This is a genomic window from Rossellomorea arthrocnemi (genome assembly GCF_904424705.1).
GTDB lineage: Bacteria > Bacillota > Bacilli > Bacillales > Bacillaceae_B > Rossellomorea > Rossellomorea arthrocnemi.
This window is the reverse complement of the sequence record NZ_CAJGBF010000006.1, coordinates 133,515-152,946: the sequence shown is the minus strand read 5'-3', so window position 1 is coordinate 152,946 and position 19,432 is coordinate 133,515. Positions and strand designations below refer to the sequence as shown.

At 39.7% G+C, this 19,432-nt stretch carries 16 protein-coding genes; 12 read left to right on the top strand and 4 right to left on the bottom strand.

The window, feature by feature from the left end; all coding sequences use genetic code 11:
* Positions 1 to 70: 70 nt before the first annotated feature.
* The gene (locus BAA9072_RS10955; RefSeq protein WP_201714712.1) at positions 71 to 1,342 is read left to right on the top strand and encodes a PucR family transcriptional regulator; all 1,272 of its coding nucleotides are present in this window, start codon (positions 71 to 73) and stop codon (positions 1,340 to 1,342) included.
* 455 nt (positions 1,343 to 1,797) lie between these two features.
* On the opposite strand, the gene BAA9072_RS10950 is transcribed toward BAA9072_RS10955, so the two are convergent.
* Entirely contained in the window at positions 1,798 to 2,286 is a 489-nt protein-coding gene (locus tag BAA9072_RS10950; protein ID WP_201714711.1) for a DinB family protein, read from the bottom strand.
* 605 nt (positions 2,287 to 2,891) lie between these two features.
* Here BAA9072_RS10950 and BAA9072_RS10945 point away from each other — a divergent pair.
* The 3 genes from BAA9072_RS10945 (at position 2,892) to BAA9072_RS10940 (ending at position 4,653) form a co-directional block, all read left to right on the top strand.
* The gene (locus BAA9072_RS10945) at positions 2,892 to 3,284 is read left to right on the top strand and encodes a DUF3139 domain-containing protein (RefSeq protein ID WP_201714710.1); all 393 of its coding nucleotides are present in this window, start codon (positions 2,892 to 2,894) and stop codon (positions 3,282 to 3,284) included.
* Between the two features lie 430 nt (positions 3,285 to 3,714).
* Positions 3,715 to 3,939 (top strand): hypothetical protein, encoded by a 225-nt coding sequence (locus BAA9072_RS24220; RefSeq protein WP_230980827.1) that lies wholly within the window; start codon positions 3,715 to 3,717, stop codon positions 3,937 to 3,939.
* A gap of 42 nt (positions 3,940 to 3,981) precedes the next feature.
* The gene (locus tag BAA9072_RS10940) at positions 3,982 to 4,653 is read left to right on the top strand and encodes a 5'-methylthioadenosine/S-adenosylhomocysteine nucleosidase family protein (RefSeq protein WP_201714709.1); all 672 of its coding nucleotides are present in this window, start codon (positions 3,982 to 3,984) and stop codon (positions 4,651 to 4,653) included.
* 133 nt (positions 4,654 to 4,786) lie between these two features.
* Here BAA9072_RS10940 and BAA9072_RS10935 read toward each other — a convergent pair whose 3' ends face one another.
* Positions 4,787 to 7,897, bottom strand: a complete 3,111-nt coding sequence (locus tag BAA9072_RS10935; RefSeq protein WP_201714708.1) for a lamin tail domain-containing protein — start codon at positions 7,895 to 7,897, stop codon at positions 4,787 to 4,789.
* A 278-nt stretch (positions 7,898 to 8,175) separates the two neighbouring features.
* On the opposite strand from BAA9072_RS10935, the gene BAA9072_RS10930 reads away from it, so the two are divergent.
* Positions 8,176 to 8,700: an MgtC/SapB family protein gene (locus BAA9072_RS10930; RefSeq protein ID WP_201714777.1), complete on the top strand. Its 525-nt coding sequence runs from the start codon at positions 8,176 to 8,178 to the stop codon at positions 8,698 to 8,700.
* A gap of 94 nt (positions 8,701 to 8,794) precedes the next feature.
* Here the strand turns inward: BAA9072_RS10930 and BAA9072_RS10925 are convergent, their stop codons facing one another.
* Both BAA9072_RS10925 and BAA9072_RS10920 read right to left on the bottom strand, forming a co-directional pair.
* The gene (locus BAA9072_RS10925) at positions 8,795 to 9,262 is read right to left on the bottom strand and encodes a GNAT family N-acetyltransferase (protein WP_201714707.1); all 468 of its coding nucleotides are present in this window, start codon (positions 9,260 to 9,262) and stop codon (positions 8,795 to 8,797) included.
* 34 nt (positions 9,263 to 9,296) lie between these two features.
* Positions 9,297 to 9,866 (bottom strand): glycerol-3-phosphate responsive antiterminator, encoded by a 570-nt coding sequence (locus BAA9072_RS10920; RefSeq protein ID WP_201714706.1) that lies wholly within the window; start codon positions 9,864 to 9,866, stop codon positions 9,297 to 9,299.
* A 665-nt stretch (positions 9,867 to 10,531) separates the two neighbouring features.
* Here BAA9072_RS10920 and BAA9072_RS10915 point away from each other — a divergent pair.
* From BAA9072_RS10915 to araD, 7 genes are all read left to right on the top strand, one after another.
* Positions 10,532 to 11,515 carry a substrate-binding domain-containing protein gene (locus tag BAA9072_RS10915; RefSeq protein ID WP_201714705.1) on the top strand — a complete coding sequence of 328 codons (984 nt, stop codon included), beginning with the start codon at positions 10,532 to 10,534 and terminating at the stop codon, positions 11,513 to 11,515.
* Between the two features lie 24 nt (positions 11,516 to 11,539).
* Entirely contained in the window at positions 11,540 to 13,357 is a 1,818-nt protein-coding gene (locus BAA9072_RS10910) for a cache domain-containing sensor histidine kinase (RefSeq protein ID WP_201714704.1), read from the top strand.
* Positions 13,354 to 14,544, top strand: a complete 1,191-nt coding sequence (locus tag BAA9072_RS10905) for a response regulator transcription factor (protein ID WP_201714703.1) — start codon at positions 13,354 to 13,356, stop codon at positions 14,542 to 14,544. Before BAA9072_RS10910 ends, BAA9072_RS10905 begins: the two co-directional genes overlap by 4 nt.
* A gap of 222 nt (positions 14,545 to 14,766) precedes the next feature.
* The gene (gene chvE, locus BAA9072_RS10900; RefSeq protein ID WP_201714702.1) at positions 14,767 to 15,852 is read left to right on the top strand and encodes a multiple monosaccharide ABC transporter substrate-binding protein; all 1,086 of its coding nucleotides are present in this window, start codon (positions 14,767 to 14,769) and stop codon (positions 15,850 to 15,852) included.
* Positions 15,853 to 15,927: 75 nt separating this feature from the next.
* Entirely contained in the window at positions 15,928 to 17,487 is a 1,560-nt protein-coding gene (mmsA, locus tag BAA9072_RS10895; RefSeq protein WP_201714701.1) for a multiple monosaccharide ABC transporter ATP-binding protein, read from the top strand.
* The gene (gene mmsB / locus BAA9072_RS10890; RefSeq protein ID WP_330999283.1) at positions 17,462 to 18,625 is read left to right on the top strand and encodes a multiple monosaccharide ABC transporter permease; all 1,164 of its coding nucleotides are present in this window, start codon (positions 17,462 to 17,464) and stop codon (positions 18,623 to 18,625) included. Before mmsA ends, mmsB begins: the two co-directional genes overlap by 26 nt.
* Before the next feature lie 60 nt (positions 18,626 to 18,685).
* Positions 18,686 to 19,384 carry an L-ribulose-5-phosphate 4-epimerase gene (araD, locus tag BAA9072_RS10885; protein WP_330999282.1) on the top strand — a complete coding sequence of 233 codons (699 nt, stop codon included), beginning with the start codon at positions 18,686 to 18,688 and terminating at the stop codon, positions 19,382 to 19,384.
* Positions 19,385 to 19,432: the final 48 nt, after the last annotated feature.

Genomic DNA, 19,432 nt, shown 5'->3' with positions numbered 1-19,432 from the left:
TTTCATTTTTTATTGGGGGATTTAACGCTATAATAGGAATCACAATCATTCGTGGAAAGGTAAGATTCCTATGGAAGCTATTGAGATCATCCTCCAAACAGAAGACATTCATAAAGCAACGGAATTGATCAGCTCAAAACTGGGCAATCCCGTTATCATCGAAAACAAAAATTTCGAACTGATTTCATACAGTTCCTCTTCTAATAAGTTCGATCAAACACAGCTAAAGACGATCCTCACGAAAAAATGTCCGGTCTTCATCATCGACCGACTGAAAAAAGAGGGCATCGTCCACCAGCTCGAAAAACATACGGATCCGATCCGGGTGCAGGCGATGGAAGAGCTCGGATTTCACCAGCGCGTCGTCATTGCCGCAAAATACCTGGGGAACACGATGGGATACATCTGGGTTCAGGAATCCAACCGCCTTCTCGAAAATGAAGAGCTCGCGTTCCTTGAAGAAATCTCCGCACATCTTGGAAACCTGATCAATGATATGTACGCAAAGGTCAATATCAAAAAGGACAGAAAAGAAGAAGTACTGTGGCATCTTCTGCAGCACGAGTACGGAAGTGAAAGCCAGCTCCGCCATGATGCATCCCTCGTCAAGCTGACCCTGCCGGAACGATTCACGGTAGCGGTGTACTCGATCGCATCGTCGGACTATAAGCCTATGCTCGACCAACTGGAGAAGCTCGTCCAGGAAACCAGCTTCAACACAAAGATTTATTCACTGCGAACAGAATACCAGGTCATCCTCGTTCTCTACGGCAAAGCAGACACACCGGCTTCTTCCCTGGAATTAGCAAGAAATCTCGTCGAAAAGGTGAAAGAACAAACAGGGGAAGAAGAATTCTACAACTTCCTCATCGGGATCGGGAAGGAATACACCACGTTATATCAAATGAGAAAAAGCTTCTTGGAAGCGTCAGAAGTTATTGAGACCGCTAACTTCATCAGTCCGCGTCCTGAATCCATGCCCCGGGAATTTGCTCAACTGGGTATTTACCGGTACTTGCCGACCCTATATGAGAAAAATACGTCAAAAGATTATTACAGTGATGATTTGTTGTCATTGATCCAAAATGATGTGAAGAAACAGACAGATCTCCTGAAGACACTTGAAGTGTATTTGGCGAATGATGGGAAGGGGAAACAGACTGCGAATGAACTGTTTATCCACCCGAATACGTTGAATTATCGGATTAAGAAGATACAGGAATTGACTGCGATTGATTTTAATGATTTTAATATGAAGGTGTATTTGTATACGGAGTTGTTGTTGTTGAATAATGTGGAGGCTTATTATCAGCGGTATAAGGATGCTTTGAAGGGGATTTAATCCAGGTGAAAGTTTGGTGCTTCAACAATAACTTCTTAAAAGAATAGGCTAAAGACGAACAATCAGGATAAAAGGTAGCATGTTAGAATTCCCTTTAACACCGCTGTTGATTTCCGTGCAAGACTTCGCTTTCCTCGGGCGGAAGGTAAGCCTCCTCGTCGCTGACGCTCCTGCGGGGTCTTACCTATTCCGCTTTTCCCGTAGGAGTCTTCGTCTTGCACTCCAATCAACAGCTAGAACCTGTAGAATACATTTTATGTGCTTTTAACAAACAATAATTAATCCGAACGAATTCGATTTTCATTAAAGAATTTTGAATCACCTTTCGGATTTTTCTTAGGCTAAAACCCTTTTGGGGTAGAGAGGGAACGGTTCTGTCTCTAACTTTTCCTTTCGACCATCTCTCCGAATTCACCACAAAAAGTAAAGTGAGAGCCGTCCCAGGGTTGCCAATTTTAAAAACTTCGTTGTGCTGCCCATACTCCTTGCATTTTACTGAGGAATACAATTTGTCCAATATGATAGGCGTCGTGCATGGCTAGACTCTTCAGTTCAATCATTAATGGATTGTCTTCAGGGATTTCTCTATATAAATCATCTAGTTCTGATGTTGCCAGGATTTTTTCTAGTTCACGATGAACAGTAAAGTATTCTTGTTTTGTTTTCTGCCAATTTTGAGATGTTTCAGTTGGTAATAGATAGGTAGCGTCATTATTTTCTGCCTGTGGTTCATTTACTGTTTCACCAAGAAATCGTAACAGAATTCGTTTTTCAAAGAAAAGCAAATGACACACTAATTCCCAAATGGAATGTGCCCCTTCAGCTGGTTTCCAAATGGCATGTTCTAAGGTGATATCCTCCAGAACTTTTTCAAGTGGGGGAAACCAGTCTTCTTGATCTAAGCAGCTTGCCCATTGCTGTAATAAAAACGTCCTTACATCCATTTTCTATTCCCTCCGATTTAATTCCTTTAATATACAATCCTTTGCGCAAACTTCATTTGGACGTGATGTATATCGCTCGTTAATGGAACAATGAGCGTTTGATTATTCTAAAAATTACAATAACATTTTATCATATGTTGTGTTAATGAAAAAGAACAACTGTTTTAAGATTGAGCTGCGGCGTAGAGTACCGTAAGAACCTTTTTTTGAAAATGATGGAATTAACTTATTGATAAAATCACCCCTATAAGTGTAAAATTACACTTATGGAGGAGAGGGATTATGGAGTTTTATCCACTTTTGATATTTCAAATTTTAATAATGCTGATATTGGTCATAGTTTTTGCGTTGATTTTCTACAAATTTTATAAGCGATTAAACATAACGTATCCGTTATTCGTTAGTGTATTAGCAGCAATAACATTTTGGCTCATATTTAATGTGGAAAATCTGTTGTCTGCAATTGCATTATCCTCTAATATTTTGTTTTCTATTATGGTGTATCTGGTTGCAATTAATCAGCGGAAAAATTTCAAGTGACTTTTCAACAATTGCTTAAGATCAATGATGGATTTAAGTGGCATTGGTGTTGAGGGGGTTGTATTTTGAAGAAATATATAAAGCCAATAATCATTGTGTTAATTTGTTTCGTAGTTGTTGGAGTCCCAATGATTATTTATGATGCATTACATGGAAACTTTATAAGAGATTATATAATGGAAAAACAAGTAAAAGAACACTTGCGGGGCAATGGGTATACAGAAGAAGATATTCTATCAATTGAAGCAGAATACAGTATGAAGTTAAATACCAATAGAATGAAAGGCACATTTGCTAATGTTGTTTTTAAAGATGAGCCTAACGAAAAATATGTGTATGTGCAATGGAGAGAGACAGGGAAAATTCAGCAAGAATGTAGTTATTACAGTGAAGATACAGGGGCGTATGAAGTGAAATATACCGAAGAAAGAAAACATATGATTAAAAGTTGTTATTAAGTCATAGTTATTTTACAACAAAAAGCGAGGTGCAAAATGACTTGACGATTCGCAACCTGTTCTTGGGGAGATAAGCCGCTTGTATAGAATTGTGTGATAAACTTGTAAATAATGGATATTAGGTTAACAGGCAGAATAATGGAATAAAAGTTCAATTTAATTTTTTATATTTTGGAGAAGAATACATTAGAACTAATTAAGGTCGGAAGTTTAGCGGTGATAGCAATTAGTTTGTCTATTATTGCTTGGCGAATGGGTGATGTAGTTAACTAGCTATACGATATAGCTCTGAAGTAAAAAGAAGTAAAACTCTTTTCTTGAAGGTGCGTATGCTGAACCACTAGCCGCCATTTGTTCAAGTAAAGGGAAGGATAATTGAACAAATAAGATTGTAAGAAAATTAATTCACAAACAAAATGAGGTATATCAAGTGCACTTATTACTCTGGATCACAATTGGTTTCATTATAAGCGGATTTATTGCCCTCACTTCTATGAAATCAAGTATGGAAAATAAGCTTGCTTATATAAAAGCAAATTCGGAAGCAGAGGAGAGTTCAACAAAAGCTAAGTCCATAATTTGGTGGGTAGTGAGTGCAACGGCTTGGGGAATTGCTAGTATGTTTCTTATTGTTTGGTGTTTTCATAGATTGTAATTGTACTTGAAAAAATTATATTTGTAGGATGATGATAAATCGATGATCGGAATAAGTATCGCAACGAAGTGGGAATATGAAGCGACATTGGAATATTTCGGCATAAAAGATAATGAACGTTTCGGTTATCCGTATGGCGAGTATTTCATGAGAACAATTAGTGATACTGAACTTGTTTTTTACAGTACCGGTGTCAGAAAGGTAAATGGTGTTGGTGGGAATCAGTATATGATTTCAATATTTAATTTAACGAAAGTAATCGTTGCTGGAACATGTGCAGGAATAGATGATCAGTACAGTAATTTGGATATTTTGGTACCCGATAAAGCCGTTCAATATGATTGCACAGTCAAAGAAATCGAGCCTCTTATTAAACCATCTTTTATAGTTGAGCTTGATCTATCAAGATATGGAGATGATTTTTACACCGGAACAATTGCCACTGCTGATAAAGCCGTAGTGATGTGGAAGGACTATTTAGAACTGAAAGAAAACAGAATAACAATAGCCGATACAGAAGCGGGTGCAATTGCGTATATCTGTAAGAAGAATGATGTTGAATGCATTATCATTAAAGGAATATCTGATTTTCCAACAGATGAAAGAAATGCTGATAAATTCGAATCGAACATCGAACAAATCAATGTGTATTTAGAAAATACACCCAAAGTGATGAACAAAATATTTGGCGAATATTTAAAAAGATTTATTTAAATAAATTTAATAAAGACAGGAAAGTTGGGGCGGAATACTTTTCTTGCAAAAAAAGTGGTGCGTTCGGGCCATAAGAAAATAGAAAAATGGCTTAGAGATGAAAATTCTCTAAGCCATTTTTGATGTGAAATTGCTATTCTATCCCCTTATCATCCTTCATCAACTTCTTCATATCAATCTTAAGCATCCGGTCCATCGGGTAGGTGGTAGTATACCGGTATTTATTGGCGCCGGATTCGAATACGACGTACAGCTCTTTTTGTATTTCCACTATTCCCTCAGGCATCGGGATGGCTTCGATGCTTTGGCGTGGTTTGGCCGTGTGACCATCGAGGAACCATAATGGAACTTGTTTTCCTTCTACAGTGGCATAGGCATGAGGATCTTCTTTTAAAGGGTATTCATATCGGTACAGTACACTGTCGTTTGCCCTGCCATAGGAAGTGCTGAGTGTGACGCCATTTCTTGCTGCTTTCTGCATGATGGCTCCCTGGACTTTTCCGGTTGTCGAGAGGACGTAATCCGGCACGGCGTTGACGTCAGGCGAGCCATTCCACTGCTCTTTACTTAGCATGTCGTTGTTTCGTTCTAGATCGTATCCGATCATCCAGGCGTAGTGCATGTCTCCGTCCCGGTTCTCGAAATGATGAGAGGGATCGGTCGGGTAGGAACTTGCCTCATAGAATTCCCCGACCCAGAGGATGCCTTCATCGTTAACGGTGTAAGCCGCTTCGACGGGGATAGGAATCTGTTTTGTGAATTGAATTTCCCCGTTGTTTTCTGCTTGTTCCAGGTCGCTTAAATCGAAGCTGAATAAGTGATTTTCGGAGGCGACCCAGCCGTGATCACGACTGACGGTCACGCCACCTGCATGACCGGTATATGGAGTGCCGTCCGTATTGTAGAGGACAATGGACTTCACTAGTTCTCCCGTTCTGCGGTCTGTAACGGTAATGGTACCCGGTCGGATCCCATCATCGACGTAGCCGATGGTAAGGAGCCAGTCTTTTTTCTTATAATAGGTCAATCCTTGAGGAACGAGCCCTTGTGATAGTCCGGCGATTACCGGGCCGTCGGTACTGATATCCCACAGGTCCTGGTAGGAGGGATCTTTCTCTTGCTGGGACCGTTCAACCTGGGTGATGAGCTGGTGATCCGGTGTGACGGTTACGGGATCTGATTTCTCCGATACATTTCCTGATGTATCCTCTGCGCTTACTTGTAATGTGTATGTTTGATGACCGACTAACGTATAAAGAGTAAAGTTGGTCTTGGATGGATCGACGGAATATTCAAGTTCTCCATCTTTGTAAATGTGATAACGGTACAGATCGGTTTCACTGGAATCGTCCCAGGTTAATACGGCTTCCCCGTTGCCGGCAGTGGCTTCCACGTTGGTCGGTGTTTGCGGTGCTTCCTCATCGGACGCCGGACGATCCGGTGCTTGATCTTCAATGACCCATCCAGGTGTCGGACTTTGACCCGCTGCCAATTTTTCCATCGTCCGGGTTTTATCCTTTGGATAGGAATAGGTGACGGTTTGTTTCAGGGAAACGTCCTCTCCTGAATAATCGGCCCTTACGACTTCGCGTCCATCAGGATCGTAAACGGTCAGGGTATTGCCGCCGTTGACGAGGCCGGCGATATCATCGAGTACAATCGGATCCTCTTCCTGAAGATACTTACTACTATACGAATAAAAATAGTTATAGTTGAATGCTTCAAGGGAGATAGGGTTGATACTTGCGTTCCGGGTCCAGATCACCACCGTATCCCAAGGTTTCACGATGTGAGTGCCCCCGATTTCTTCATCCCAGTTATAGGACGCAAACCGATATCCTTTCAAATCGATCGGGTCCGGGCTGTTGTTATAAAGCTCGAAGTATTCAAATGCATCATAGCCTGCGTAGTTATCTGTATTCGGAATCAATTCCGTGATCAGAAGATTGGGTGTCGGAACGTTTTCACTCGGTCCTGTGAGGAGTGGTTTTGTAGGTTCCGATTCGTTTCCGACTTGGTCGATTGCCGTTACTTTGAAAGAGTACTCCCTGTTCAATTCCAGAGGAGAGACGGTCATACTCTTTTGGTCAGGGGGGACGGTCCCGTAAAGCGTCCCGTTGATATAGACGCGGTATCCGGCAAGATCAATTTCTGTATTGGCACTCCAAAGCAACTTGACATGATCTTTACCTGGAGTTGCTTTCAATCCGGAAGGCGTGGCTGGGGCTTCATTGTCCACGACCTCCTGTGGGACAGCCCGGACTTCTTTTGTTGCCGGTGATTCATTTCCTTCTGCGTCAACGGATGTCACCCGGAATGTATATGCCTTCCCGTTCTCCAATCCGTTTATGGTTGATGTGGCCGCGTCCGTGGAAGTGGTCGATCCGTCGGATGGGTAGATTTGATAGGAAACGGCACCATCTGTCGCTTTCCAGTCAAGGGTAACCGACTGGTTGTCTGGAGTTGCGGTCAGGTTACCAGGTGTTGCCGGTCCTGCCACCTGTCCGCTCAGAACGACAGCGGGCGTCGGCTGTTCTCCGTTAGTAAGCTTTGTCATCGCAGCAGAGCTCGTTGCCTGGTATGTGATGCTTCGGTTTGTGATGCCGTCGACTTCCCCATCATTGATGAGGGCGGTACTGAGGATCGAGCCATCTGCGTCTGCAATCCCTACCTGACGCAGGCTGCTGTCATGCAAACCTTGACCCGTTGAGGTCAGCTTGATCTCGTATACATCATCGGGCGTGAGGTACATCTCATAGTTGGAGTTGAAGTCCCATAGGGGTACATCAGGATAGGCCAATTTCTTTAACCAGAGAACGAGGGATTCTTTCGGCTGGATGATTTTATCTTCGATGGGCCAGCGGTTGGCCGGGCTTGAGAAGTCGCTTGTGAAGTATTGAAGCTGATAGTCTTGCAAGTTGATGGCTTCTGAGGTGGTATTATAGATTTCGACGTACTCATAGGGCTGTCCGGACCCGGCGGATTTGGTGACGATCTCCGTAATAATGAGGGGCGGGTTGGTTTCTGTTGCCCTTGCGTTGTGAGCCTGAAGCAATAAAAGTCCAGTGATGGCTACAGCAAGAAGGATGGCTACCCTGCTGATTGATTGGTTTTTCAACATCATTTCCTCCTTTTTTCTCATGTTTATATGTAAAAACGAAAAGAACCCCATGGCAATGGAGTGCACGATGGTCGTACACACGATTGACACAGGGTTCTCCTCATCTCTACCCACAATATTCACTATGTAACTCCATCATACAATGTGCCCAGGCTTGAAGCAATGGTCATTTAGGTTTAATTTATTATATATTTAGAATTTTTAGATATATCGTTGAAATGAAGCAAAGATTGGTGTATGATGAAAGGAATATTATGAGAATGAAGCTTGGTAGGAAGAGTAGAAGAGATCACCTATGAAGCGAATGGCATGATTTTTTCCCAATGGGTGGAGGAATCAGGCATTCGTTTTGTGGCGCGGTCTCTTTTTCATTAGAGGAGGATGTTGGCATGACGCATTACATGAATGAAGTAACGAGATTCTTCTGGCAGCATGATATCTATTTCCGCATCGTAGTGAGTGCGATATTAGGATTCATCATCGGTTGGGACCGGACTTCAAAGAATAAACCTGCGGGATTAAAAACGTACACGTATGTATCGGTGGCTTGTACATTGATCACGATCGTATCAATTGAAGGGGCGGAGATGCTCAGTCAACCGGAAAGCGGAAAAATGATGGATCCCCTGCGTCTCGCAGCTCAGATTGTATCCGGCCTGGGGTTCCTTGGTGCAGGTGTAATCCTGAAAGACGGTCTGAGGGTGAAGGGCCTGACTTCAGCTGCGATGATTTTCTACGTGGGGGGAATCGGAATCGGTATTGGAGCCGGATTTTATTCCATCGTCATCTTCGCCACACTGGTCACCTTCATCATTACGAAAATAGGAAATATCTTTGAAGAACGGGATATCACGTCAGTACGCCTCCCATGGATTAGGAAAAAAAGGAAGACAGAAGACGATGTAGAAAAAAAGGTAGGAACGTGAAAGTGAGCCCGACACAGGTTCAGCTACAAAATTTGAATTCATAAAGGAAAAAGCACACGAATTCCCAAGTTCATTCGTGTGCCTTTTCTTATTGTTATATTTTTATGGAAAAAGTGGGTTCGTCACAGGTCAAAATAGGATTTTCTGAAAAACCAAACTTCAAATAAAATAATCTCCCTGCTTCATTTTCAGGATGTACCGTTAAATTCAGGCGATTACAAGAAGGATGAGTACTTTTTATATGTCTGATTAATGCATGTAATGTTTGTGAGCCCAATCCGTTTCGTTGAAATCTTTTATCTATGAAAAAATGAAACAACCAGTAGTCATCTTTACTGCCTGGTGTATAATGCAGATTGAAAAAGCCTGCCATCTTATTTTGATGGTAAATCCCGTATGGCTCTATCATTCTTCCATCTGGTCGAATATATGCTTTCGCAAGAGCAATAGCGGCAGGAGGATGAATAGACGCAACAAACTTCTGTTGTTCTTCATGGACGGAAAGTTCAAGTGCTTCCCGCCAATTGGCTGAAGTAATGAATTTTATACTAATATCTGACATACCACACCTCCGTATGTTCACTACTCTCTATTGGTTAAAAATCCAGATTCCAAAGCTTTGGATCTCCGGAAGAAATAGCGAGTGCACCGGCTCTCAGGCCATTCAAAATATCCTGCTTATTACTGATCAAGCCGCCAGCTATAATGGGCAGGGTAGTCATGGTTGTCAGCCTATCAATGACAGATGGCATCAGACCTGGGAGGATTTCAATCGCATCGGGCTTGCAGTTATGTGAGATTTCAATTCCCTTCTCAAGGGCATTGCGGTCGATAAGAAACAGGCGCTGAATCGTCATCAAGCCTTCTTCCTTCGCATACTTGATCAGATTGCTCCTCGTCGTAATGATGCCCGCCGGCTTCCAGATTTCTGCTATGTACTTGATGGCACTCTTCGTATTGGACAGTCCATCGATGAAATCAATATGTATAAACGTGGCTTTCCCGGCTTCCTTCAGTTTTTTCAGATAGCCATTCATTGTAATCAAATTGCCAGTAAGGATGAACACGATGTTGGCGTTTGACTGTATAGCCTTATCCAGGTCTTTTTCTTCCTTGATGGAAGCGATGACCTGGGATTGGACGATGTCGATAATGTTTGGTTTCATGTATTTGGCCCCTTTGAATAGTCTGAATATTGTTTTTCTTTTAGTATAGCATAGTTGTTTTGGGGGTTGAGAGATGTAACTTTACCTTTGTATTTTATTTCTTGAAAATTATTAATTTAGAGTATTATGATAATATATAACTAAAATATCTTAGGGTGTTTACCTTAAATTAGATCAAAAGTCATATGGTGTGTCCTCACTCAGAGTAATATTTGGTTCTCTCTCTTACTAGAAACAACAAGTGAACAATCGTTATACGAAGGAGTGAAATTAATACATTTAGGTAAACATGAGCAAGCAATTTATGATGTTGGTTATACAAAAATATGCTAGCACATACAAAAAACATGATCATTTGACGCGAATCAATTAATCAAATGGTTGAAAGTGATAGGGGAATTTTGTATCGTCACAACAATGTATTCATTAATTGATTGCAATTTTACATTAAAACAAACATTATTTAATTCAGGATGTTTTATAAAGACAATGGATAAAAATACGCTACGGACTTTTTAGATGATATATTTGGTTAGTTACATTCATTAACGTTGTGATTTATTATTAGAAATAAAGATAACTATTCTCCATTAGATGGTAAACATTATCCTAGCCACGTCAAGTGCGTTTCTAAGTTGTTCTGTATTTTGAAAGGGGTTTCAAGATTGAAAAAACTGCTTTTCATCTATTTATTGTTAACTAGTCTATTTGTCGTTTATGTATATCATTATCAAACAGACGATTCTTCAAAACGTGAATGGTCTGGAAATGCAATGAAAGGCAGTATTGATGAAACTTATGTAATGGTTACCTTCCAGATGGGAATTGACTATTGGAAAGGTGCCTTAAAAGGCTTTGAAGATGCGGCAAAAGCTTTGAATGTATCTGTGGAATATCGCGGTGCTACCCAATACGATGTAGGAGAGGAGATTACGGTACTAGAACAGGTTATTGCCAAGAATCCTGCTGGTATAGCTGTCTCAACGATTGATCCAGAAGCATTAAATACGGTGATTGATAAAGCCTTTGATGCTGGAATACCTGTCGTCATGTTTGATGCAGATGCGCCAGATAGTAAAGCATACTCTTTTATTGGAACAAATAGTTATAATGCTGGTGTAGAGGCTGCACATAAGATGGCAGAACTATTAAAGGAAAAAGGACAAGTCGGCATCATCACACAACCCCATCAATTAAATCAAATGGATCGTGCCCAAGGATTCCGGGATACAATTTTAAAGGAGTATCCCAACATGGAAGTAGTCTCTATTAAGGATGGCAGAGGAGACCAAATGCACTCTAAAGAAGCTGCGCAGGAAATGATGGAAGAATACCCGGATCTTACTGGAGTTTTCGTTACGGAAGCAGTTGGCGGGGTTGGGGTCGGAAGAGCAACCTTGTCTAATGATTCTGAAGATTCCATTAAAATAATTAGCTTCGACACCGATAAAGGGACTCTAGATATGATAAAAGATGGAACGATCTCAGCAACATTGGCACAGGAAACATGGCAGATGGGATATTGGGGACTGCAATTTTTATTTCATTTAAATCATGAACCCAATAAAAGGGCACCGCTTCCTCGCGTTGTTGATACTGGTGTTACGATAGTTACGAAAAAAAATGTGGATGCCTATTATCAACAATAAAACTAGGAATGGATGGGGAATAAATTGAAACACTGGATACAGATAAATAATTTACCCATTCGATATAAGTTAATTTCTCACTTTTTAATTATCAGTATCATTCCAATTATTTGTCTGGGTCTTTTGATTAATTGGACAGTTGAGCGTGTATTGGAGGAGCAAGTAAATGATAATACTTTGCAGCTTATCAGCAAAGTAAACAAGTCCCTTGAATTTTACATTAGCAATATGCAAAGTTTAACCTACTTTATCGGTTTTAATGAAAAAGTACAGCAGTTTTTAGCTGCAGAGGCAGCACCTAATCCAGCGAATGAATATGACATCCAGCGTTTTCTGCGTGATTTTACTACCCTTTCACCCGAAGTAGCAGGGATTTTGATCGTTAATAGTAACGGTGACTATATCAGTAATGAATTTTTTGCACCATCAACTAAAGATTTGACCGAAGAGAGTTGGTATAAAGAAGCGGTCGACAATAATGGTATATTTACAATTATTGGTCAGCCGAAAGATCGAGGTCTGTCTTCATTAGTTAATTACCAAAATGACGAAGTGGTTTCGGTTGTCCGGGCAGTAGTAGATCCATACGCTGATGAAGTTCTTGGGGTGATCCTGATTGATTTAAAACAACGGGTCATTAAGGAAACGTTAGTAGACGTTCGTTTGGGAAAAACGGGCTATCTTATGCTGGTGGATGATCAAGGACGAAACATTTATCAGCCCAATGACCCGTTAATTGAAACTATTCCAAATAAATGGATAACAGGACAGGATTCAGGAACTTTCTCAAAAGAAGTGAATTCACAACGACTCCAATTTATTCACCAAAAATCCCCGTTTACTAATTGGACGACGATAGGTGTGTTTCCAGCGGAAGAAACAATTTTTGAAATACGGGAGATCAGGTTTTATTTAGTCAGTTTTATTTTTCTGTTAATGATTTTTGGAATTCAAATATCTTATTTTTTATCTAATTCAATATCAAATCCGATTGCACAATTAATGCAATTTATGCGTAAAGCAGAGTCTGGAGAATTTGATGTTCGCTACAGGGAAAAACGAAATGATGAAATTGGGATGCTTGGACGCAGTTTTAATAAAATGCTAAGACAAATTAATCACTTGATGTCTTTAACGAAACTCCGAGAAAAGGAAAAAAGAGATGCGGAGTTTAGGAGCTTGCAAGCAAACATTAACCCGCATTTTTTATATAATACGCTGGATACTATCCAGTGGATGGCAAGAAAGCAAAAGGCAAGTGACATAGCCGAAGTTGTAGAGTCACTGGCGAAATTATTCCGTATCGGGCTAAGTAAAGGCAGAGACATCATTTCATTGGATGAAGAACTTGACCACATAAAGAATTATTTGCAAATACAGAAGACGAGGTATCGGGATAAGTTAAACTATCAAATTCATGTGGGAGAGAGTGTTCGTGATTTATATGTTATTAAGTTTATTCTACAGCCGATTATAGAAAATGCTATTTATCATGGGATTAAGGAACGAAGGGGTCCTGGCCATATCATTGTAACTGTGCAAGAAAAAGAAAGTAAGTTATCGATCACTATTGAAGATGACGGAGCTGGTATGACTGAATTACAGCTTCAAGAGATGCGGCAAGCACTAAATGAAGCTATTACTAGAACAGAGAACAAAGGGGAAACCAGGGATAAAAAAGGCTATGGCACTCTAAATGTGCAGGCCCGTATCCAGTTAGCGTTTGGAGAAGGCTATGGGATGCATATTCAGAGTGAGGAGAAATGGGGGACAACAGTCGAAATCATATTACCGATGTTGAAAGATGATACAGGGTTGTTAAAAGGGGATGCAACACAATGAATAAATGGAAAGTAATAATTGCAGATGATGAATATATTATTCGTGAGGGGATACGTTCTTCCGTCGACTGGGAAGAATTTGGTATGGAAGTTATCGGGGAAGCGGAAGACGGGGAGGAAGCAGTTGAATTAGCCTTAAAGCATCAGATTGATATATTATTGATCGATTTAAATATGCCAATAATGAATGGTCTCGATGCAATGAAGAACTTAAGGGACGAACTGCCCCATTGTAAGATGGTCGTTATCTCGGGTTATGATGAATTTCACTATGCTCAAGAGGCTATACGATTGCAAGTAGAAGACTACCTATTAAAACCTGTTAATCCGGACAAGCTAAAAAAGGTACTGATAGAGCTAAAACAGCAAATGGAAGTTGAAGTCCAACAGAAATCCTTTTTGAAACAAGCTGAAAACCAAATTAAGAAGAATCATGTACAACTGAAAGAGCGTTTTTTTCAAGAATGGATTGCAGGTCAATTAACAAGTAATGAAATTAAGGAGCAATTGCAATTTTTAGAATTATCAGTTGAGAGACCTGTGCAGTACCTTGTCATTAGACTGCCTGATTATCATACCAATCGAACATATCTGCAGGAAAATGATCGGCAAAATTACTTGTTCGCATTTGAAAATATAGTAACGAAATCTTTAGAGAAAATAAAAGCGGCAGTTTTTCGGGATAGATCGAATTTACTTAATGTTTGCCTGTGGGAATCTGTGACAACTGAGCAAATTGCAGAGGTTGAAGCGATGATTAAGAAAGACTTGAATGATAACGTCTATTGGCATCTGGAAGATGTAAACGAAGATTTGTCCGATTTATATCAGGTTTATGCCCGATGTAAAGAGGCAGTGGATAAGAAAACACGAATTTCACCAATTGTTAAACAGGCCCAGATCTTTGTTCAAAAACATTACCAGGACTCATCCCTTACATTAGAGAGAGTTGCTATGGAACTACATGTTACAACAGTCTATTTAAGCCGTATGATAAAACAGGAGTTAGGTATTTCTTATAGTGGTCTCTTGACGCAGATGCGTATAGACAAAGCGGTTAATTTATTGAAAACAACGGACATGTCAATTCGGGAGATAGCAGAAAAAGTTGGTTATGAATCGCAGCATTACTTTAGCACAATCTTTAAGAAACTGGTTGGTGTATCTCCGAAGCGATTTAAACAGTAAATAAAAGGAAAAACTCTCCATGCATTTGGAGGGTTTTTCTTTTTGGTTCCTTTTATAAACATTAAAGTACATATTATTGCAAGATTCATAACTATTTTTACATTCAGATTAATTTTTTATAAAAACAGTTTAAATTTATGTAAAGCCTTACATTGGAAATGTTGGTAATCTAAATTCAAGAAAGAGAAAAGCGATCACAAAAATTGAAAGGGGTTACAAAGGATGAAGAAGAAATCAGGATTATTTGCACTGCTCATTTGTTTTATGTTGCTTTTAGCTGCCTGTGGAGGAAACAAAACATCAGGAGGCTCTGAAGAAAAAGGCTTAATCGGTGTTGCGATGCCAACTAAATCGTCACAAAGATGGGTAGATGATGGTAATAACATGGTGAAACAATTAAAAGAACTCGGATATAAAACAGATTTACAATATGCAGAAGATGATGTTGATAAGCAAATCGAACAAATCGAGAACATGATTGTAAAAGGTGCAGAAATTTTAGTTGTGGCATCCATCGATGGTACAGCCTTAACAAATGTATTAGAAAAAGCGGCTGAGCAAGATATTCAAGTCATTGCATATGACCGTTTAATCATGGGAACTGAGAATGTTTCTTATTATGCAACCTTTGATAACTTCCAAGTAGGTGTGTTACAAGCAAATTATATTGAAGAGGCATTGAAACTATCAGAAGAAGCAGGACCATTTAACATCGAACTATTTGCAGGATCTCCTGATGATAATAACGCTAATTTCTTCTGGGACGGTGCGATATCTGTATTACAGCCACATATTGATAGCGGAAAATTAGTCATACAAAGTGGACAAACAAGTTTTGAGCAAGGTGCTACAATGCGCTGGGATGGAAACTTAGCAAAATCGCGTATGGAAAATATTTTAAGTAAATCGTATTCAAATGGCGAAACGGTTGATGCCGTATTGTCACCTTATGATGGAATAAGCCGTGGAGTTATTCAAGCATTAAAAGGGGTAGGTTATGGTTCTGGAGATCTGCCGCTTCCTATTATCACTGGTCAAGATGCAGAATCAGCTTCTGTTAAATCTATGATTGCAGGCGAACAGACACAAACAGTATTTAAAGATACTCGTGATTTAGCTGCCGTAGTAGTAGACATGATTCAATCAATTCAAAAGGGTGAAGAAGCGGAAGTGAATGATACAGAAACATATGACAATGGCAAGAAAGTTGTTCCTTCTTATCTTGTAGAACCCGTATCTGTAGATATCAACAATTACAAAGAGAAATTAATAGATAGTGAATATTATACTGAAGACGAATTAAAATAGCCAAACGGAATTCAGTGGTGACTGAGTCACCACTGAAACCATTATTACGTTATTTATAAAAAGGTGGTCAGGGCTATGTCAGATTATATTTTAGAGATGCGTAACATAACGAAAACGTTCCCTGGTGTTAAAGCGTTGGATAATGTGAATTTAAAAGTTGAAAAAGGCGAAATTCACTCTCTCGTGGGTGAGAATGGTGCCGGTAAGTCCACGTTGATGAAAGTATTAAGTGGTGTCTATCCAAGTGGTTCGTTTGATGGCGGTATTTATCTTGAAGGTCAAGAATGTCATTTTAAAGATATTAAGCAAAGTGAAGGTGTGGGTATTGTTATTATTCACCAGGAGCTTGCTTTAAGTCCATTTCTATCAATAGCTGAAAACATATTCTTAGGAAATGAAAGACAATCCCGTAACATAATTAAGTGGAAAGATACATTTAAGGAAGCTAAAACATTATTAGAACGAGTCGGTTTAAAAGAGTCACCTGAAACGGCTGTAATGGATATAGGCGTTGGAAAGCAACAGCTGGTTGAAATTGCGAAAGCGCTTTCGAAGAATGTAAAACTATTAATTCTGGATGAACCAACAGCAGCGTTAAATGAAACAGATAGTGAAAATCTATTAAAATTACTACTTGAACTTAAAAAACAAGGAATAACTTCTATTCTTATATCTCATAAATTAAATGAAGTATCTGCTATTTCTGATTCAATTACTATTTTACGAGATGGTCAAACAATTGAAACATTCTCGGCAAAAGAAGAAGAAGCATTAGAGGATCGAATCATCAAGGGGATGGTTGGACGTGAATTGACAAGTCGCTATCCTGACCGAGTTCCTTCTATTGGTGAAACTGTATTTGAAGTGAAAAATTGGAATGTGTATCACCCTCAACAGCGAGAACGAAAAGTAATTGATAATGTGAATTTTCATATTCGCCGAGGGGAAATTGTGGGGATAGCCGGTCTCATGGGTGCGGGCAGAACCGAACTGGCGATGAGTATTTTTGGTAAAACTTATGGAAAGAAAATAACGGGTTCCTTATACAAAAACGGAAAAGAAATTCATGCAAATACAGTAAGTGAGGCCATTAAGGATGGAATTGCTTATGTATCAGAAGACCGTAAAACATATGGATTAAATTTAATCGATGACATTAAACGGAATATCACGTTATCGAATCTTAAGCGGATTTCGAAGAACGCTGTCATCAATGAAAACAAAGAGATTGCCGAAGCGAAATTATTACGCGATAAATTAAATATTAAAACGCCATCGCTTGAACAACTTGCGGGTAACCTGAGTGGAGGAAACCAGCAAAAAATAGTGTTGAGTAAATGGATTTTTACCGAGCCTGACTTATTAATTTTGGATGAACCGACACGAGGTATAGATGTTGGTGCCAAATATGAAATATATTCTCAAATTAATGAATTGGCGGCTGAGGGATTGGCTGTATTAGTGATATCATCAGAGCTTCCAGAAGTACTTGGACTCTCAGACCGTTTATATGTAATGAATGAAGGACGTATAACAGGTGAACTAAATCGCTCAGAGGCGAATCAAGAAAATGTTATGCGTTACATGACCGGATCTGGAGGGGCTAATCGTGCAAACAGTAATGAACTTATTTAGAAACAATATACGTGAATATGGAATGATCATTGCACTTGTATTCATTACCGGACTGTTTTTGATATTAACAGATGGGATTACATTTAAACCGCTGAACCTAACCAACTTAATCCTGCAAAATGGATTTATTTTAGTATTAGCCGTTGGGATGGTTCTAGTCATTATTACCGGAAACATTGACCTTTCCGTTGGTTCTGTCGTTGCATTTGTCGGTGCTATCGCCGGGGTATTGATGATCAATAACAATGTACCGGTTTGGTTAGCAATTATTTTATCCATTCTTGTTGGTGCTTTGATTGGTGTCTGGCAGGGATTCTGGATTGCCTATGTAGGCATTCCATCCTTCATTGTAACATTAGCAGGGATGTTAATCTTCCGTGGATTGACTTTGTATTTATTGGATGGTAAGTCATTAGCTCCATTCCCTGATTCATTTGGAAAATTAAGCAGCGGCTTCCTGCCGAACATTGGGTCAGGAGACTTCCATATTCTATCGATCGTATTATCCGTGCTACTATCACTTGTTTTAATATATTTAGAGTATAGTAAGCGTAAAACACAATTGCAAAACAGCTTGGAAGTACTGCCACTCTGGATTACGGTAACAAAGTTAGCACTATTAGTCTTTGTTATTAATTGGTTTACTTATCAATTGGCACTAAACAAAGGTATTCCGATTGTACTGGTGATTGTATTCGCCCTTATCATTATTTACACGTTTATTATGAAAAATACAGTAATGGGCCGCTACGTATATGCAACCGGGGGTAACAAAAAAGCCGCTGATTTATCAGGTATAAAAACGAAACGCGTTGTATTCTGGGTATTTGTAAACAACGGTATCATTGCAGCCTTAGCTGGGTTGATGTTTGCGGCTCGCTTAAATTCAGCAACACCAGCGGCAGGTAACATGCTTGAGTTAGACGCAATTGCCGCTGTATTTATCGGTGGCGCTTCAATGGCCGGTGGTGTTGGGACGGTAATTGGTGCGATTGTCGGTGGTCTGGTAATGGGTGTGATGAACAATGGAATGTCATTAATCGGTATTGGTATTGATTGGCAGCAAGCCATTAAAGGTTTGGTACTCTTACTGGCAGTAGGTTTTGATGTGTTTAATAAAAATAGAGCTGGAAAATAGTGAAAAGCACCATGAGAGCTTCGATTCCCAAGGTGTTTTTAAAAAGGGGTGGCGCGGAACATGCTGGAGGATTTGAAGAAGCAAGTTTTAGAAGCAAATCAAGCTTTATCAAAGTATGACTTAGTGACATTTACTTGGGGAAATGTCAGTGCTATTGATCGTGAGACGAATTTAGTAGTAATTAAACCAAGTGGAGTCGACTATGAAGAATTGAAACTAGAAGATATCGTTGTTGTCGACTTAGAAGGTAATAGTGTGGAAGGTCATTTGAAGGCATCTTCTGATACACCAACACATGTCCATTTATATAAATCATTTCCAGAAATCGGAGGAATTGTCCATACTCATTCCCCGCAGGCAACAAGCTGGGCGCAAGCAGGAATAGGAATACCCGCACTTGGTACAACTCATGCTGATTACTTTCATGGTGAAATTCCATGTACCCGTCCCATGACCAAAGAAGAGATTCAAGGGGAATATGAGCATGAAACAGGGGTTGTCATTGTAGAAACATTTGAAAAAGAAAAACTGGATCCAGCACGAATACCAGGAGTTCTTGTTTACAACCATGCTCCTTTTACATGGGGAAAGGATGCGCATGAGGCAGTCCATAACGCAGTGGTTTTAGAGGAAGTGGCGAAAATGGCACTATGGACATATCAAGTAAATCCCGAAACGAAAACGATGGATCAAAACTTGCTGGATAAGCATTTCCTAAGAAAACATGGGGCAGCTGCCTATTATGGACAGGAAAAATAGTAAAAGAGAAATGTTCATATGACAAGCTTAATGAAAGGGAGGATAAAA

Coding starts and splice junctions, on each gene's coding strand:
- BAA9072_RS10930 (WP_201714777.1), top strand. CDS start 8,176: ATGAATGAAGTAACGAGATTCTTCTGGCAGCATGATATCTATTTCCGC.
- BAA9072_RS10920 (WP_201714706.1), bottom strand. CDS start 9,866: ATGAAACCAAACATTATCGACATCGTCCAATCCCAGGTCATCGCTTCC.
- BAA9072_RS10905 (WP_201714703.1), top strand. CDS start 13,354: ATGAATAAATGGAAAGTAATAATTGCAGATGATGAATATATTATTCGT.
- BAA9072_RS10940 (WP_201714709.1), top strand. CDS start 3,982: ATGATCGGAATAAGTATCGCAACGAAGTGGGAATATGAAGCGACATTG.
- mmsA (WP_201714701.1), top strand. CDS start 15,928: ATGTCAGATTATATTTTAGAGATGCGTAACATAACGAAAACGTTCCCT.
- BAA9072_RS10950 (WP_201714711.1), bottom strand. CDS start 2,286: ATGGATGTAAGGACGTTTTTATTACAGCAATGGGCAAGCTGCTTAGAT.
- chvE (WP_201714702.1), top strand. CDS start 14,767: ATGAAGAAGAAATCAGGATTATTTGCACTGCTCATTTGTTTTATGTTG.
- BAA9072_RS10925 (WP_201714707.1), bottom strand. CDS start 9,262: ATGTCAGATATTAGTATAAAATTCATTACTTCAGCCAATTGGCGGGAA.
- BAA9072_RS10955 (WP_201714712.1), top strand. CDS start 71: ATGGAAGCTATTGAGATCATCCTCCAAACAGAAGACATTCATAAAGCA.
- araD (WP_330999282.1), top strand. CDS start 18,686: ATGCTGGAGGATTTGAAGAAGCAAGTTTTAGAAGCAAATCAAGCTTTA.